The organism is Tsukamurella paurometabola DSM 20162, assembly GCF_000092225.1.
Classification (GTDB): domain Bacteria; phylum Actinomycetota; class Actinomycetes; order Mycobacteriales; family Mycobacteriaceae; genus Tsukamurella; species Tsukamurella paurometabola.
This window is the reverse complement of the sequence record NC_014158.1, coordinates 129,043-142,563: the sequence shown is the minus strand read 5'-3', so window position 1 is coordinate 142,563 and position 13,521 is coordinate 129,043. Positions and strand designations below refer to the sequence as shown.

The window sequence follows — 13,521 nt, the reverse complement described above, 5'->3', positions numbered from 1 at the left end:
GGCTCGGGAAATCACGCGTCCGTGTCGGGGTTCGGTAGCCGCCCGCTCTCAGATACTGCCCGTACAGTCGGAATGCGTGAACGACGAACGACGCCGGGGCGACGAGCGACCGCTCGCCTGGTCCCAGGTGCCCGAGGGGGAACCGTCGGTGACCCGACGCCCCGTCGGCAACCGGCAGGGCCCGCCGCGCCCGCAGCAGCCCGGTCGGCAACCGGGCCAGCGTGGGTCGGGGCCACGCCCCGGTGCCGGCCAGCAGCCCTTCCGACCGCAGAATCCGCCGAACCCGGGCAACCAGCAGCCTCGCCCCACCCGGGTCGAGCGCCCCGCCCCGCAGGGCACGTGGGCACCGCCGCAGACCCCCGAACCGATTCCCGCGAGCACGAGCCGCCGCGCCGGCAGAGTGGGCGAGCGCGGCAGCAGTGGCCGGGTTCCGCCACCCCCGCGCCCTCCTCGCGATCGCTCACGCCGCAGGGCGGCACCGGAGGCGCCGAAGCCCGCCGCACCGCCGAAGGTCAAACGCAAGCGCCGCATACGTCCGCTGCGCTGGCTCACCGCGTTCCTCGTACTGGTGATCGTGGGCACCGCTGCCGCGACCTTCTACTTCGACGGCAAGCTCACACGGATCGACGCGCTCGCCGCCTATGCGGGCCGCATCGCCGACACCCCCGGCACCAACTGGCTGCTGGTCGGCTCGGATGCTCGTGAGGGACTCACGCCCGAACAGCAGAAGGACCTGGCCACCGGCGGCGACCTCGGGGGCGCCCGCACCGACACCATCATGCTGGTGCACATCCCCAAGTCCGGTTCCCCGCTGCTGATCTCGATCCCCCGCGATCTGTACGTACCGGTCCCGGGCCAAGGCAGCTACAAGATCAACGCCGCCTACTTCCTCGGCGGCCCGAAGCTGTTGGTGCAGACCTTCGAATCGAAGGCGAAGGTGCGCGTCGACCACTACGCGGAGATCGGTTTCGGCGGCTTCGCGACCATGGTCGATGCGCTGGGCGGCATCGAGATGTGCCCGAAGTACCCGATCAACGACCCCAAGGCCGGGATCCGGCTGCAGGCCGGCTGCCAGAACCTCAGCGGTGCGCAGGCGCTCGGCTACGTGCGCACCCGTGCCACCCCCAACGCCGACCTCGACCGTGTGGTGCATCAACGCGAGTTCATGACCGCCTTGTTCACCAAGGCGACCTCGCCGACGACGCTGCTCAACCCGTTCGAGATGTGGAGCCTGGCGGATGCGACGGTGGGCGCGCTCACCGTCGACACCGACACCCACCTGTGGGATCTGGGGCGGCTGGCATGGGCACTGAGCAGCTCTCCGGTAACGACCACCACCCCCACCGGCGGCAGCAGCGACACCGACGAGGGCAATGCCCTCATCTGGGGGAAGAACACCACGGAGTTCTTCAGCCTGATCGCCGCCGACCAGCCGGTTCCCGACCGACTCCTCAGCGGGCCTGGGAATTCCGGATAAGGTTGAAGCTATGACCGATGAGCGCGGCCGGATCGGCCGTCCCCCCAAGGTGAACCGCGAGCAGGTCGTCGCCGCGGCAGCGGACATCCTCACCAACGATGGTCCGCTGAAGTTCTCCATGCGCGCCCTGGCATCTCGCCTCGACATCAGCGCAATGGGGATCTACCACTACTTCGACTCGAAGAACGACCTGCTCGGGGCGGTATTGGAGCACCAGGCGTGGAACACGCCGGTACCCGAACTATCCGACGATCCCCGTGAACGGTTGGTGGAACTGCCACTGGCCGTGATCACCCACCTCTCCCGCCATCCGTGGGTGATCGATGTGCTTTCCGCCGACGAGATCATCGACGCCTTCTCCGCCTGGGCCTTCAACGAATTCCTCCTCACCACGGATCGCCTCGGCATCGGCGAGGAGGATTCGCTCCAGCTGTTGTTCGGCATCTGGCGGATCGTGGTCGGTGAGGTGGTGGTGCGCAACAACATCGCGATGCGCAACGAGCGCCCCACCCAGCCGTGGTACGAGCGTGAGGTGCCCGCCCACGTCACCGAACGCGAACGACTGATGCAGGCCCTCGGCAACGTCGACGACGGCATCAACGCCTACGACGTGGAGGTCACCCTCCGTGCGTATCTGGTGGGGCAGCTCGGCCAGCCGGCCTAGATCGATACCTGCCGGTCACGCAGGCCGTCACGTGAGCGTCGCTGTGCCGCAGTGAGTTCGGAATCATCGGCGAGCGCCTCGGCGAGGCGCTTGCCGAGTTCGACGGTGCCCGGCACCCACTCATCCGGATGCGATTCGCGGTCGAGGTCGAAAACCGGGATGAGCAGGCCGTCGGCGCGGAACGAGCCAGCGAATTTCGAACCCTCGCCCAGGGTGAGACCGCCGGCGGCGTGCACACGCGCCAGGGCGGCCATGAGTTCGTCCTCGGGCGCGGGATGCACCCAGCGCAGGTGCGCCTTCGAGCCGGTATCGGCCCACCACGGCGCGCCCACGCCGTCGGCGCCCAGGTCGAGCCGGGCAGCGGGAGTGATCAGCGAGTTGGCGTGGTCCACCAGCTGGCGGGTCTGCGCGTCCGGCTCGCCCGCAAGCCACCAGTTGAAGTCCGTGTGCACCGTGATGTCCAGGGCCGCACCGTCATCGAGCACATCGGTGATGACGCCGCCGGCCGGTTCGGAGAGCACCTCACCGGTATCGGCGTCAGCCGCGAACCGGGCGGCGCCGGCGAGAGCCGCGGCCGGGTCCTCCGGGCGCACGGAGGTCTGTAGCGCCGCATAACCGACGGTGCCCTCGGCCTCGTCGCGCACCAGCGCGAAGGAGGCACCGGGCAGCACCGTCGCGAGCCGGATCTCGCGCGATGAGCCGGACACCGCGAGCGGTGCGGTCGCGCTGGGGACGAACTGGCGCAGCGCGATCAGATCGCATTCCGCGGCGAGGCCTTCGAACGGGCGGCGCGCCGCGGCGGCCGATTCCGCCGAGCGTGCCCGCTGCGCCGCGACCTTCTCGGCCCGGTTCGATCCCTCGCGGGGAGTGGCATTGCGTTCGCGTCTACCCATGCTCCGCAGGGTACCTAGCCGGAGAGCCAGGAGCGGGCGCGGGCCGGGTGATTGGTGGCGATCCACTCCACTCCAAGGCCGTGGCACAGGGCCACGTCGGCCTCGGTGTCGACCGTCCAGCAGTAGGTGAACCGGCCCGCTGCACGCGCCTTGGCCACGGTGTCGGGCCGCTCCCGCAGCGATTCCACCGACGGCCCGATGCCCTGGGCGCGCACTGCCGTGGCCGCACCGCCGCCGAGCAACCGGGAGGCCTCGCCGAGCAAGACGGCGGGGACGCCGGGTGCGTTGCGGCGCACGCGCCACACCGCGGACCCGGAGAAGGAGATCACGGTGACGGGCGCCGACGCGGGATCGTCGGGCCGGGACAGCCCGTGCCGTTGCAGCGTGGCCAGCAGCTTCTGCTCGACCAGGCCACCGAACCGAACGGGGTGTTTGGTCTCGATGAAGAGCTTGCGGTCGGCGGTGCGCGCCAGGTCGATCAACTCGTCCAGAGTGACCACCGGTTCCGGATGGCCGGGCCGTTTCCACGAACCGAAATCCATCGCCTTGAGATCGGCGAGGTCGAGCTCGGAGACGGCGCCGGTGCCATCGGAAGTGCGCTCGACGGTGCGGTCGTGCACACACACCAGGTGGTGGTCGCGGGTGAGCCGGACATCGCATTCGATCGCATCGGCGCCCTCGGCGACCGCCGCCTCGAAGGCGCTCATGGTGTGTTCCGGGTACTCGCCGCTGGCGCCGCGGTGCGCCACGATCCCCGCTACACCGCCAGCCATCGGCCCTCCTCGACCTCGTGTTCAGACCCCGGACCGGCGTCGATCATCCGCACCAACCGCAGCGTGAGCACCAGGAAGGCCGCGCCGAGCACGTACGTGATCGCGGTGTACAGCACCGCGTCGGCGCGATGCTGCAGTCCACCGGAGGCCTGCGCGTACGCCACGCAGCCCACGGTGACGATACTGAGCGCGGCCCAGCCTGCCCACCACCTGCGGATGAATTCCGTGCGGCCATCGGTCGACGGTTCCCGCCCGGCGGCGCGATCCTGCGCGCGCACCAGTTCCAGCGCGAGAACCGGGGCGGCGACCAGGTTCACCACGGGCACCAGGCAGTACACCCACAGCTGCCAGGTGGGTCGCGGATCGAGCGTGCCGAGTCCCTCGTAGGCGGCTGCACGCGCGGCGTGCAACCACCGGGCGAAGGCTACGTACACGCCGATCAGCGCGATCACCGCGAGCCAGCCGAGGGCGAAGACCGAGACGTCGGCACCCCAGGCCAGATACTTCGAGACGGTGCGGGCGCGGTTGATCACCAGGAGGAGATACGCGCCGGCCTCGGCGAGCCCGGCCAGGATCAGGATTCCCGTCGCGCCCTGCAGCACCGAGTAGAGCAGCGAGCTCGCTGCCTCGGCGCGGCCCTCCTCGCGGGTCGGCGCAGGGGCGAACTCTTGGCGCAGACCCCAGCGCGGTACATCGTCGTAGCGGGGCGTGGGCTGCTCGCCCGACGGTGCGCGGCGCGGCTCCGGAAGAGTCTCCGGCGGGCGCCGGGCGAGCCAGCGGATGCGGCGGCCGGGCGGCTGCGTGCGAGAAGCGGGTTGCATCAGACGACTCCCGGGCCGCCGTCCGAGCGGACCACCGGTTTCGCGGCCGCGGCCCAGGCGATCATGCCTCCGTCGACGACCGCGGCCTCGACGCCGACGGTTTCCAGGTAGCGGACGGCGCTCTCGGAGCGGCCGCCGCCGCGGCAGATCACGTACACATCGGAGTCGAGGTCGATCTCCTCGAACCGCAGCGGCAGGTCGGACAGGGGGATGTGCAGGGCGCCGGGGGCGTGCCCGAGCTCCCACTCATCGGGTTCCCGCACGTCGAGCAGGGTGATGGTGGCCACCTCCGGGAGGGCGTCGATCGAGATCAGCCCGTCGTCGGTCGGGAATCCACGCGCGTCCATCATGCGACCAGTCTGGCACGGCCGTAAGCGAAGGCATCGGTTTCATCCACAGTTTCCACAGGCTCATCCACAGCTTGAGGTTGATTCGTAGCGGCGTTCACCAGCGCGGATTCACGACCCTGTGGACCATGTGGAATCACGAACCGTAACTCGCCCACAGGCCTCGGCGGTGCAGGCCGGACAGCGCACCGTCGAGCGCACCCGTGGTGAGGGCGGCCGCGGCGCCCGCGAGCCCACCGTCGGCGATCGACGTTCCACCGCTCAGCAGCCTCGCAAGCAGGGGTTTCGGTGTGTGCATCGTCTCGATCTCGGCTTCCGGGAAGCGGTCGGCGAGGGTGCCGCGCAAGGTGCCCACACCGTCGGCGAGACCGAGCTCGACGGCCTTGGCACCGATCCACACCTCGCCGGTGAAGAGTGCCGGATCGTCACCCAGGCGGGCCCCACGGCGCTCGGTGACCCAGGTGCGGAAGGCGCTGTGGATATCGCCCTGCACGCCGTGCAGCCATTCCACATCCGCCTCCCGCACGTCCTCGAACATGTCGAGTCGGTGCTTGGACTCACCGGCCGTGAACACCCGGCGCTCGAGCCCGATCTTCTCGATCAGGTCCTTGGCGCCGAAGCTCGCGGAGATGACGCCGATGGAGCCGACGATCGAGGTGCTGGTCACGAAGATCTCGTCGGCGGCGCAGGCGAGCCAGTAGCCACCCGACGCGGCGACGTCCTCGCAGAAGGCGAGCACCGGGAGATCGTGTTTCTCGGCGAGCTGCCGGATGCGAGCCCCGATCAGCTCGGACTGTGCGGGCGAGCCGCCGGGGCTGTTGAGCGCGAGAGCGACGGCGACGGCATCGTCGGTCTCGAACGCCTTGCGCAGGACCGTCTCGACGCCGGCGAGATTGAGCACGCCGCGGCTGCTGAGCCCGCCCGACAGGGCAGGTGCGGCGATCGGCCCCTCGAGCCGGACCACGGGCACCACCCCGCCGGCCTGGCCGAGCGCGCTCCGCACGCGGTGGCTGGCGGCCTTGGCCGCGTCCTGCAATTCCGTGACGAGTGCACTCATACCCTCGAAGGTAGCGCCCAGCGCGGGTGAGGTCAGGGCGCGAACGGCGAACCTGGGACGTTGCGGGCGACGCACCAGACGGCGATCGCGACGCCCACCCCGATCCACAGCCACCTGTTCTTCGGTACGGCGGGAACGTCGAATCCCACCGCGCTGCCCAGCCACCGCAACCACAGCCATATCAGGATCCCGGCGATGGGATACACCAACAGGTTCGACGAGAAGGCGCCGGCGAAGTCGAAGTTGGTGAGGTCGTTCACCGCGCGTAACCCGCCGCAGCCCGGGCAGTAGACGCCGGAGATGGCGTACAGCGGGCACACGCCCCAGCTGTATTCGACGTGCGGGTCGCGCAGGTGCAGCGCGAGCACCAGGCCACCGACGCCGGTGGCGGCGAGGATGGGTCCGGCGGCCGCCCGTAGACGGTCGCCGCCGGACACGGTGCCGACGGTCATAGCGTCCAGGCTAGCGTCAGACCGCGGACACCCAGAGCAGGCCGGCCAGCAGGCTGCCCACCGAGATGATCGCGTCGAGAAGCGCATAACCCCAGGCGTTGCGCCGGTTCAGCAGATTGAGCACCGCGTGGGCGCCGAAGGTGGTTCCCACGAGGAGCGAGACCACGAAGGTGATCGCGAAGACGTCGAAGTGTGAGCCGTAGGTGCAGGCCATGGCCGCGCACTCCCGGAACGAGGGGAGCGCCTGCACCGTGAGGTACAGGTTGGTGATGGTGGCACCGATCGAGATGGCGAGGAGGGTGATCGCCACCACGACATCGGTGCGGGTCTGGCGCCCGCCGACGAGGGTCCGAAGCCGGGTCGCCCGACCAGCCTGGGGAGACGCCTCGCGCACCCCGACGCTGAATTCGGTCATGCCAGCAATGATCCGATGCCGGCCCGCGGATTCCAAGCCTTTTCGATAGAGAAGTCGATCGTTTCTATCGCTACCGGTCGTACCGTCCCAGCGTGCGACCGGAAATCGCCCTCGCGGTCTAGTTCGTCACAGCGGCGCACATGAACAATAAACATCGGACATATGACCCCGGACTTTCGCCCCGGCCTCCGATTCGACGATCCGATTTCCTACTCGCGAGTAGGTACGTTATGGTGGTCGCCATCACACTTGTGACCGGATTCACAGCCACGCGCTGGGGAAGGCGAGCAATGACTGTCAAGCACACGAACGCTGGCGCGACCTCGTCTCCCACGCACGCGACCACGGTCCATTTCTCCCGGTCGCTCACCCGCACCAGCCTGACCGTCGCGGTGCTCGCGGCCGCACTGGTGCTCATCCTCCTGCTGCGCTGACTGCGCGCCGCAGAACCTCAACTGCGCTTGATACGCATTCGTCCGTCCTTATTGCGGAACCATTCCAGATAAGAAAGGCTGGAGCGGTACCGAAGGATCACCGAGGGGGCGATCGCTCCCGCAACAGAAGGGAATGCCGTGGCCGTCTACACTCTGCCGGATCTCGACTATGACTACAGTGCGCTGGAGCCGCACATCTCGGGCGAGATCATGGAGCTGCACCACAGCAAGCATCACGCCACCTACGTCGCCGGTGCGAACGCCGCCCTCGAGCAGCTCGCCGAGGCCCGCGAGGACGGCTCCATCGCCACCAAGGCGCCGCTGCTCTCGAAGAACCTCGCCTTCCACCTGGGTGGCCACACCAACCACTCGATCTTCTGGAAGAACCTGTCCCCCAACGGTGGCGACAAGCCGGTAGGCGACCTCGCCGCCGCGATCGACGAGTACTTCGGCGGTTTCGACAAGTTCCAGGCGCACTTCACCGCCGTGGCGAACTCGCTGCAGGGCTCGGGCTGGTCGGTCCTGGCCTACGACCACATCGGTCAGCGCCTGGTGATCCAGCAGCTCACCGACCAGCAGGGCAACATCTCGATCAACCTGACCCCGCTGCTCATGCTGGACATGTGGGAGCACGCCTTCTACCTCCAGTACAAGAACGTCAAGGCCGACTACGTCAAGGCCTGGTGGAACGTGGTGAACTGGGAGGACGTGGCCGCGCGTTACGCCGCCGCGAAGGGCTGATCCCCCGCACCGCCTCCGAAGCCCCGCCCGCGCACCGTCGCCGGCGGGGCTTCGGCGTTCAGGCTCCCGTACCTGTTCCCAGGGGCGCGACTCCCTGACCCAGTACATCGTCACCGTCGACAAGAATCGCGGCTGGCTGATCACCGACGTCGGGGCGCCGGATCGGAAGTAGGCCGCCCGACCTGCGGTTTTCCGGGTACCCGAAAACTCACCACAGGAGCCGCCAACTACCGCTTGCGGTTTCCAAAACTTAAGCAGCGCTTGCAGATTCGGGATTCTCCGACTAATCTGGGAGGCGCACGAAGGGGAGTAGCCCCCAATCGCGCGGTCGACATACTGGCGAATCCGCCCGGCCCGCGAACCGGAACCACCCGAATCGCTGCGCGAGGTCGCGTAGCCGTCACTCCGGTGGGCGAGACCTTTGTGCCATTGCGCGGTCCGACCGTCGGATCCGTGTGGCACAGGTCTTTTCGGGAGGTTCCGCCGTGCTGAATGCATTGCTCGTCAGTTTCGCCGTCGTCTTCGTCGCCGAACTCGGCGACAAGTCCCAACTCATGGCGATGACGTTCGCCGCCAAGTTCAAATGGTGGATCGTGCTGGCCGGCATCACGGTCTCGACCGCGGTCGTCCACATCGCCTCCGTCGGCATCGGATATGCGCTCGGATCCAGCATCCCCACCCAATTGATCACCGCGATCGCGGGCATTTCGATGCTGGTGTTCGCATTCTGGACCTGGCGCGGAGACGCGCTCTCCGACGATGAATCGACGACCGCCGACCGGGTCACCCGCTCGGTGTTCCTCGCCGTCACCTCGGCCTTCTTCCTCGCCGAACTCGGCGACAAGACGATGCTCGCCACCGTCACCCTCACCACGCAGTACAACTGGTTCGGCGTGTGGCTGGGCTCCACCGTGGGCATGGTCGCCGCCGATGCACTGGCGATCGCCGTCGGCGCCGTGCTGGGTTCGAGGCTGCCCGAGCGAGCGGTGGCGATCGGCGCGACGATCCTGTTCTTCGGCTTCGGCGGCTGGCTGCTGTTCGAGGCCTGGCCCGAGCTCGACGGGGTGGCGCGGATCGTGACCGGCGCGGTGGTCGCGGTGACCGTGGCCGCTGGCCTGTTCGTGGTCCGCCGGGCACATCACACCGCTCTCGCCAACCCGGCCACGGCGAAGAACCCCGATTCACTAGTGTGAGGTGCGTCGCGCCCCACGCACCGAGTCGGCGGCGCCAAAGAAGAAGGGAATCGAGCATGGACGTCTCCGGCTCCTCCGTCATCGTCACGGGCGGCGCTTCGGGCCTCGGTGCCGCCACCGCCAAGCGCTTCGCCGAGGCCGGTGCCACCGTCTTCGGCCTCGACCTGCAGCCCTCGATCGATAAAGCCGCCCCGGTCGATAACGTGCACCTCATCGCCACCGACGTGACCAAGGAGGACGAGGTCAAGGCCGCGATCGCCGAGGCCGTGAAGGCGGGTCCGCTGCGCGTGGCCGTCAACTGCGCAGGCGTCGGCTGGGCGCAGCGCATCCTGTCCAAGAAGGGCGTCCACCCGCTCGACCTGTTCCAGACGGTGATCAACATCAACCTGGTCGGCACGTTCAACGTGATGCGCCTGGCCGCCGAACAGATGAGCCAGCAGGAAACCGCCGACGCGCAGGGCTCGCGCGGGCTCGTCGTGAACACCGCCTCCGTGGCGGCGTTCGAGGGCCAGATCGGCCAGATCGCCTACACGGCCTCGAAGGGCGGCGTGCACGCCATGACGATCACCGCGGCGCGCGACCTGGCGCAGTTCGGCATCCGCGTGAACACGATCGCACCGGGCACCATCAACACCCCGATGCTGGCCGGCGTCACCGACGAGTTCAAGAAGACGCTGGAGGCGGGGATCCCGTTCCCGCAGCGCCTGGGCGAGCCCGCCGAGTACGCGCAGCTGGCGTACTTCCTCGCGGAGCACGACTACATCAACGGCGAGACCATCCGCATGGACGGCGCTCTCCGGATGGCTCCGCGCTAACTAGATCTGCAGTTCTTCCGCCGGCGTCGCCCTGACCGCGTCCGAGAGGACGAGGAGTGGGGCGGCGTCGTCGTCGATCGTCGGCCCGTCGGGCGGCAGCACCATGGCCGACGGTGCCGCGGCCCCGTCGGCCTCGGCCCGCAGATCGATCGCGACGAGGAGGTTGTGCACGTTCTCCTCAGGCGTACCGTCACCGAAATCGTCGGGCAGGTACGGGCTCAATTGCACCAGCACGTCCCGGATCTCGACGATGCGCCGCTGGAACTTCAGGTGCGGGTCGCGGCCCGCGCGACCGGCGTCGAGCACCACCTCGGGCACAGCGGTGGTCAGTAGCTCCCACAGCGGTTCGAGCCGCTTGTAGTCTTCGCGGTGCTTCCTGCGCACCGTGAGTTCGACGAAGAAGCCGCGCACACCGGGGTAACTCATACCGAGCACGAACAGCACGATGCCCAGGCCGGTGCACACCTGCGAGACGGTCAGCAGCACCGGCCACGACACCAGTTTCAGCACGCTGGTGATCACGAAGACCACCTGCGTGAGCGAGCCGAGCGCGGTGAAGCCGAGTCCCACCGCCATCATGCGCAGCGAGGTCACGAGGTAGCCGTCGGCGAAGGGCATCAGACGGGTCAGCGAGAGCACGCAGTCGGCCAGTCCGTACATCAGGTAGGCGCCCGCGATGGCGAAGAACACCGCGAACCCGAGTTCCTGCACGGTGAGCGAGTCGAGACTGGCGTCGCGCATCGCGGGTGGGGTGGCCGTCATCGCGACCGACAGTCCGATCACGGCCGCGATCAGCGGAATGGCCTCCATACCAGCCCGCTTCTGCCGCGCCGACTCGGTGGGGCCGTAGAAGAACGCGACGGCGAGCGCCGCGACCCCCAGGGCGAGTCCCACGTAGCCGCCGAGCCGGGAGGCACCCTTCCACAGCGTGCCGTCGACGGTAGAAGCTAGTGGCGATCCGAGCAGCAGTACGGCGAAGGTCAACGCCGCGATGGCCACGGTGACGGCGACCGCCTGTACCCCCGCTTTGGAGCGGTACAGCCGATCGATGCGCCAGCACAACACGATGGTGAAGAATGCGACGCCCAGTACGTTGACGAGCTTCACAGCCACCGGGAGTGGCCCCCCAACGCGCGCTGTATCCCGCGCAGGCTGTCGTGTCTGGCGGTACGGCCCGCCTTGGCTCCGGCCTGCGCGGCCCAGCCGAGAATGATGGAGGCGATCATCTCGGCCTCCCACTCGTTCTCGTCGTCGTAGCAGGTGCGATGCAGCGCTGCGGCGGCTTCCTCAGGCGGCATCTGGGCGGCATCGGGCGCAGCCGAGACATGCTGGTGCCCCGCGATGAGGTGACCGAACTCGTGAATGATGATCTGGTCACGATGCGTCCGGGACGTGTTGGCCTGATAGAAGAAGTAGTCCGCATCGTCGCCGACGAGCCACAGCCCGTTCGGCATGCCGACTGGGAGCGGCTGGCTGATTACCAGGATGTCGCGGCCTCGGCGCCGACCGTACTTCTCGCACAGCTGTACGGCATCGAAGGGCAGGTCGAGATCGAGACTGCGCACTTCGTTCTCGCAGAGACGACGAAGCGCCTTGGCAGTACGCACGCCCCCTCCTTCGTCGTTCGACGGAAGGGCGGCGTCCTCGATGATGCGGAGCGAACTCCGAAGGTTACTGCCCCTCAGCTTCGCGCGAGTCTACGGGAAGCTCGGGCGGATCGGCGGGCAAGCCCTGCTGCACGCGCAAAACCTTGATCAGCTCGTTGACCATGTTCACCGAGTCGGGCGAGAGCCCGGCCAGCCGGAACGCGGCCATCTGCACCTTGGTGTCGGCCTGCAGCCGCATGAGGTGAATCTGGTCACGGGTGCGCTGCGCCGCTTCGTCCTCGAGGAAGTAGTGCACGTCCACGCCGAACGCCGCCGAGATGCCCTCGACGGTGCGGAAGGACGGCGACTTCGCCTTGCCCGAACGGAGCTGGCTCAGGTACGACTCGCCCAGGCGGAAGCCCAGGGCCGTCGAACGCTGAGCGATGGCCTTCGCGGTGAACGCTCGGCCGTTAGGGCCGGGCACCGTACGGAACAGCTCCTCGAGCCGACTTGCGAACAGACCCTGGCCGACCAGAGCCTCGCTGTCGTACTTAGTGTTACCTGCGTCCACTTTGTGCCATCCCTCTCTATTCCGGCACGACCTGCCACCAGTCCGCCGGTGCTGATTGCACGACGTCCAAGCTTGTCTCACACTATAGCGTAGTTTGCCAATACGCACACCCTATTCGGGATCGACTATCGGCTGCGTACGCTTGTGATGTATTCTTACCTACGCGCGCACAGATACAACGGAAGGGGTAGCGTGTCCGCTCCAACGCACCTCTCGGCACGTATCCGTGCCGCCGTGATCGTCTCGCTCGCCGTGGGCACGATGGCAGCCGCTCCGGCCTTCGCCGCACCCGATTCCGACTCCGGTTCCGGCGGCTCATCGTCGAGTGGATCCTCCTCGGTGGAGTCGTCGTCCGACGGCAAATCCATCCATGGCACCTCGTCCAACGGCACCTCCTTCGACTTCTCCATCAAGGACCGGAACAAGGCCGCCGACGGCTCGTCGAAGTCCGATAAGGACAAGGGGAAGGACGGCCGCGATTCCGACGGCTCGACCGGCGGCGCGAAGGACGACAAGGACAAGGACGGCAAGGACAAGGACGACAAGGGCAAGGACAAGCACGGCCTGCCCGGCATCGGCGAGATCCTCGGCGGCATCTTCGGCGGTGCCGGCGGCGGTGCGTCGTCAGGTGCCAGTTCCGCGGGCGGCAGCGCGACCGGTCCGGCCGGCGCCGCCGCCGCCATCGAGAGCCCGGGCACCGGTTCGGGTGGCGCCGCGCTCGAGGGCGCGGGTATCCGCTCCGGCAACCCCGAGCCGCAGGGCGTCGGCGTCCGCGAGGGCGGTGCCAGCGCTGGCGGCGCGGGTGTGCGCAGCGGCAATCCCGCCCCCGCTCCGGCGTCCTCCGCCGGCGGCCGGTCCGTCGACGCGAGCCCGGCGGGCGCTCCCGCCGTGGCGGCACCCGCAGCTCCGGCGGCTCCCGTCGTCGCGGTCCCCGTCATCGCCCCGCCCGTACTGGCCCCGCCCGTACTGGTCGCGGGTCCGCGGGTAGCGCCCGCGGCACCGGTGCCGGCCGCCGCACCGAAGCCCGGCGCCGGCGACGAGGGCAAGGACGCCGCCGATCCCGCCGCGAAAGATCAGCGTGCGGCCGACTCGTCGCGCTCCCAGCCCACGCTTCTCACCGCGGCGTACTCGTCCGCGCAGCGAGTCACTCCGGTGGCCACCGAGACGGCCAAGCAGCTCTCACCTGCCCTGTTCGCCGTACTCGGCGGTGTGGCACTGCTCGGCAGCGGCACGTTCGTCGATTCGCTGCGCCGCGCGCATCTGGGCCAGGCCCAGGCCTGAT

The 13,521-nt window shown here is 68.5% G+C and carries 17 protein-coding genes; 7 read left to right on the top strand and 10 right to left on the bottom strand.

What is annotated here, in order from left to right:
- The first annotated feature begins 76 nt into the window (after positions 1-76).
- Both TPAU_RS00690 and TPAU_RS21655 read left to right on the top strand, forming a co-directional pair.
- Positions 77-1,477 carry an LCP family protein gene (locus tag TPAU_RS00690; protein ID WP_013124845.1) on the top strand — a complete coding sequence of 467 codons (1,401 nt, stop codon included), beginning with the start codon at positions 77-79 and terminating at the stop codon, positions 1,475-1,477.
- Positions 1,478-1,487: 10 nt separating this feature from the next.
- Complete coding sequence (locus TPAU_RS21655) at positions 1,488-2,141, top strand: TetR/AcrR family transcriptional regulator (protein WP_013124844.1); 654 nt, start codon at positions 1,488-1,490, stop codon at positions 2,139-2,141.
- On the opposite strand, the gene TPAU_RS00680 is transcribed toward TPAU_RS21655, so the two are convergent.
- From TPAU_RS00680 to TPAU_RS00650, 7 genes are all read right to left on the bottom strand, one after another.
- Complete coding sequence (locus TPAU_RS00680) at positions 2,138-3,034, bottom strand: DUF5926 family protein (RefSeq protein ID WP_013124843.1); 897 nt, start codon at positions 3,032-3,034, stop codon at positions 2,138-2,140. The two genes, TPAU_RS21655 and TPAU_RS00680, sit on opposite strands and share 4 nt — an antisense overlap.
- A 14-nt stretch (positions 3,035-3,048) precedes the next feature.
- Positions 3,049-3,807 carry a glycerophosphodiester phosphodiesterase gene (locus tag TPAU_RS00675; protein ID WP_013124842.1) on the bottom strand — a complete coding sequence of 253 codons (759 nt, stop codon included), beginning with the start codon at positions 3,805-3,807 and terminating at the stop codon, positions 3,049-3,051.
- On the bottom strand, positions 3,792-4,628 hold the full coding sequence (locus TPAU_RS00670; RefSeq protein WP_013124841.1) for a DUF4328 domain-containing protein: 837 nt from the start codon (positions 4,626-4,628) through the stop codon (positions 3,792-3,794). Before TPAU_RS00670 ends, TPAU_RS00675 begins: the two co-directional genes overlap by 16 nt.
- On the bottom strand, positions 4,628-4,978 hold the full coding sequence (locus TPAU_RS00665; protein WP_013124840.1) for a rhodanese-like domain-containing protein: 351 nt from the start codon (positions 4,976-4,978) through the stop codon (positions 4,628-4,630). Before TPAU_RS00665 ends, TPAU_RS00670 begins: the two co-directional genes overlap by 1 nt.
- A 133-nt stretch (positions 4,979-5,111) precedes the next feature.
- Complete coding sequence (locus tag TPAU_RS00660) at positions 5,112-6,032, bottom strand: S49 family peptidase (protein ID WP_013124839.1); 921 nt, start codon at positions 6,030-6,032, stop codon at positions 5,112-5,114.
- A gap of 32 nt (positions 6,033-6,064) precedes the next feature.
- Positions 6,065-6,484 carry a DUF2752 domain-containing protein gene (locus TPAU_RS00655; protein WP_013124838.1) on the bottom strand — a complete coding sequence of 140 codons (420 nt, stop codon included), beginning with the start codon at positions 6,482-6,484 and terminating at the stop codon, positions 6,065-6,067.
- 16 nt (positions 6,485-6,500) lie between these two features.
- Positions 6,501-6,899 (bottom strand): hypothetical protein, encoded by a 399-nt coding sequence (locus TPAU_RS00650; RefSeq protein ID WP_013124837.1) that lies wholly within the window; start codon positions 6,897-6,899, stop codon positions 6,501-6,503.
- 290 nt (positions 6,900-7,189) lie between these two features.
- Between TPAU_RS00650 and TPAU_RS23045 the strand changes: the two genes are divergently transcribed.
- The 4 genes from TPAU_RS23045 to TPAU_RS00635 all read left to right on the top strand — a co-directional run bounded on the left by TPAU_RS23045 (position 7,190) and on the right by TPAU_RS00635 (position 10,082).
- A complete protein-coding gene (locus tag TPAU_RS23045) occupies positions 7,190-7,333 on the top strand; it encodes a hypothetical protein (RefSeq protein WP_160160287.1) in 144 nt (47 codons plus the stop codon).
- A 138-nt stretch (positions 7,334-7,471) separates the two neighbouring features.
- Positions 7,472-8,074: a superoxide dismutase gene (locus tag TPAU_RS00645; RefSeq protein ID WP_013124835.1), complete on the top strand. Its 603-nt coding sequence runs from the start codon at positions 7,472-7,474 to the stop codon at positions 8,072-8,074.
- A 485-nt stretch (positions 8,075-8,559) separates the two neighbouring features.
- A complete protein-coding gene (locus tag TPAU_RS00640) occupies positions 8,560-9,267 on the top strand; it encodes a TMEM165/GDT1 family protein (RefSeq protein ID WP_013124834.1) in 708 nt (235 codons plus the stop codon).
- 56 nt (positions 9,268-9,323) lie between these two features.
- Positions 9,324-10,082: an SDR family oxidoreductase gene (locus TPAU_RS00635; RefSeq protein ID WP_013124833.1), complete on the top strand. Its 759-nt coding sequence runs from the start codon at positions 9,324-9,326 to the stop codon at positions 10,080-10,082.
- Here the strand turns inward: TPAU_RS00635 and TPAU_RS00630 are convergent, their stop codons facing one another.
- The 3 genes from TPAU_RS00630 to TPAU_RS00620 all read right to left on the bottom strand — a co-directional run bounded on the left by TPAU_RS00630 (position 10,083) and on the right by TPAU_RS00620 (position 12,239).
- Positions 10,083-11,195 (bottom strand): MAB_1171c family putative transporter, encoded by a 1,113-nt coding sequence (locus tag TPAU_RS00630; protein ID WP_041944201.1) that lies wholly within the window; start codon positions 11,193-11,195, stop codon positions 10,083-10,085. It abuts the gene before it with no gap.
- Positions 11,186-11,689, bottom strand: a complete 504-nt coding sequence (locus tag TPAU_RS00625) for a hypothetical protein (RefSeq protein WP_013124831.1) — start codon at positions 11,687-11,689, stop codon at positions 11,186-11,188. The genes TPAU_RS00630 and TPAU_RS00625 overlap by 10 nt, the downstream gene beginning before the upstream one ends.
- 64 nt (positions 11,690-11,753) lie before the next feature.
- Positions 11,754-12,239, bottom strand: a complete 486-nt coding sequence (locus TPAU_RS00620; RefSeq protein WP_013124830.1) for a helix-turn-helix transcriptional regulator — start codon at positions 12,237-12,239, stop codon at positions 11,754-11,756.
- A 192-nt stretch (positions 12,240-12,431) separates the two neighbouring features.
- Between TPAU_RS00620 and TPAU_RS00615 the strand changes: the two genes are divergently transcribed.
- Positions 12,432-13,520: a hypothetical protein gene (locus TPAU_RS00615; protein WP_013124829.1), complete on the top strand. Its 1,089-nt coding sequence runs from the start codon at positions 12,432-12,434 to the stop codon at positions 13,518-13,520.
- The last annotated feature ends 1 nt before the right edge of the window (position 13,521 follow it).

What these genes read in the sequence shown, in the direction of transcription:
- TPAU_RS23045 (WP_160160287.1), top strand. Translation starts at nt 7,190, where the DNA reads ATGACTGTCAAGCACACGAACGCTGGCGCGACCTCGTCTCCCACGCAC.
- TPAU_RS21655 (WP_013124844.1), top strand. Translation starts at nt 1,488, where the DNA reads ATGACCGATGAGCGCGGCCGGATCGGCCGTCCCCCCAAGGTGAACCGC.
- TPAU_RS00655 (WP_013124838.1), bottom strand. Translation starts at nt 6,484, where the DNA reads ATGACCGTCGGCACCGTGTCCGGCGGCGACCGTCTACGGGCGGCCGCC.
- TPAU_RS00650 (WP_013124837.1), bottom strand. Translation starts at nt 6,899, where the DNA reads ATGACCGAATTCAGCGTCGGGGTGCGCGAGGCGTCTCCCCAGGCTGGT.
- TPAU_RS00670 (WP_013124841.1), bottom strand. Translation starts at nt 4,628, where the DNA reads ATGCAACCCGCTTCTCGCACGCAGCCGCCCGGCCGCCGCATCCGCTGG.
- TPAU_RS00635 (WP_013124833.1), top strand. Translation starts at nt 9,324, where the DNA reads ATGGACGTCTCCGGCTCCTCCGTCATCGTCACGGGCGGCGCTTCGGGC.
- TPAU_RS00675 (WP_013124842.1), bottom strand. Translation starts at nt 3,807, where the DNA reads ATGGCTGGCGGTGTAGCGGGGATCGTGGCGCACCGCGGCGCCAGCGGC.
- TPAU_RS00680 (WP_013124843.1), bottom strand. Translation starts at nt 3,034, where the DNA reads ATGGGTAGACGCGAACGCAATGCCACTCCCCGCGAGGGATCGAACCGG.
- TPAU_RS00660 (WP_013124839.1), bottom strand. Translation starts at nt 6,032, where the DNA reads ATGAGTGCACTCGTCACGGAATTGCAGGACGCGGCCAAGGCCGCCAGC.
- TPAU_RS00665 (WP_013124840.1), bottom strand. Translation starts at nt 4,978, where the DNA reads ATGATGGACGCGCGTGGATTCCCGACCGACGACGGGCTGATCTCGATC.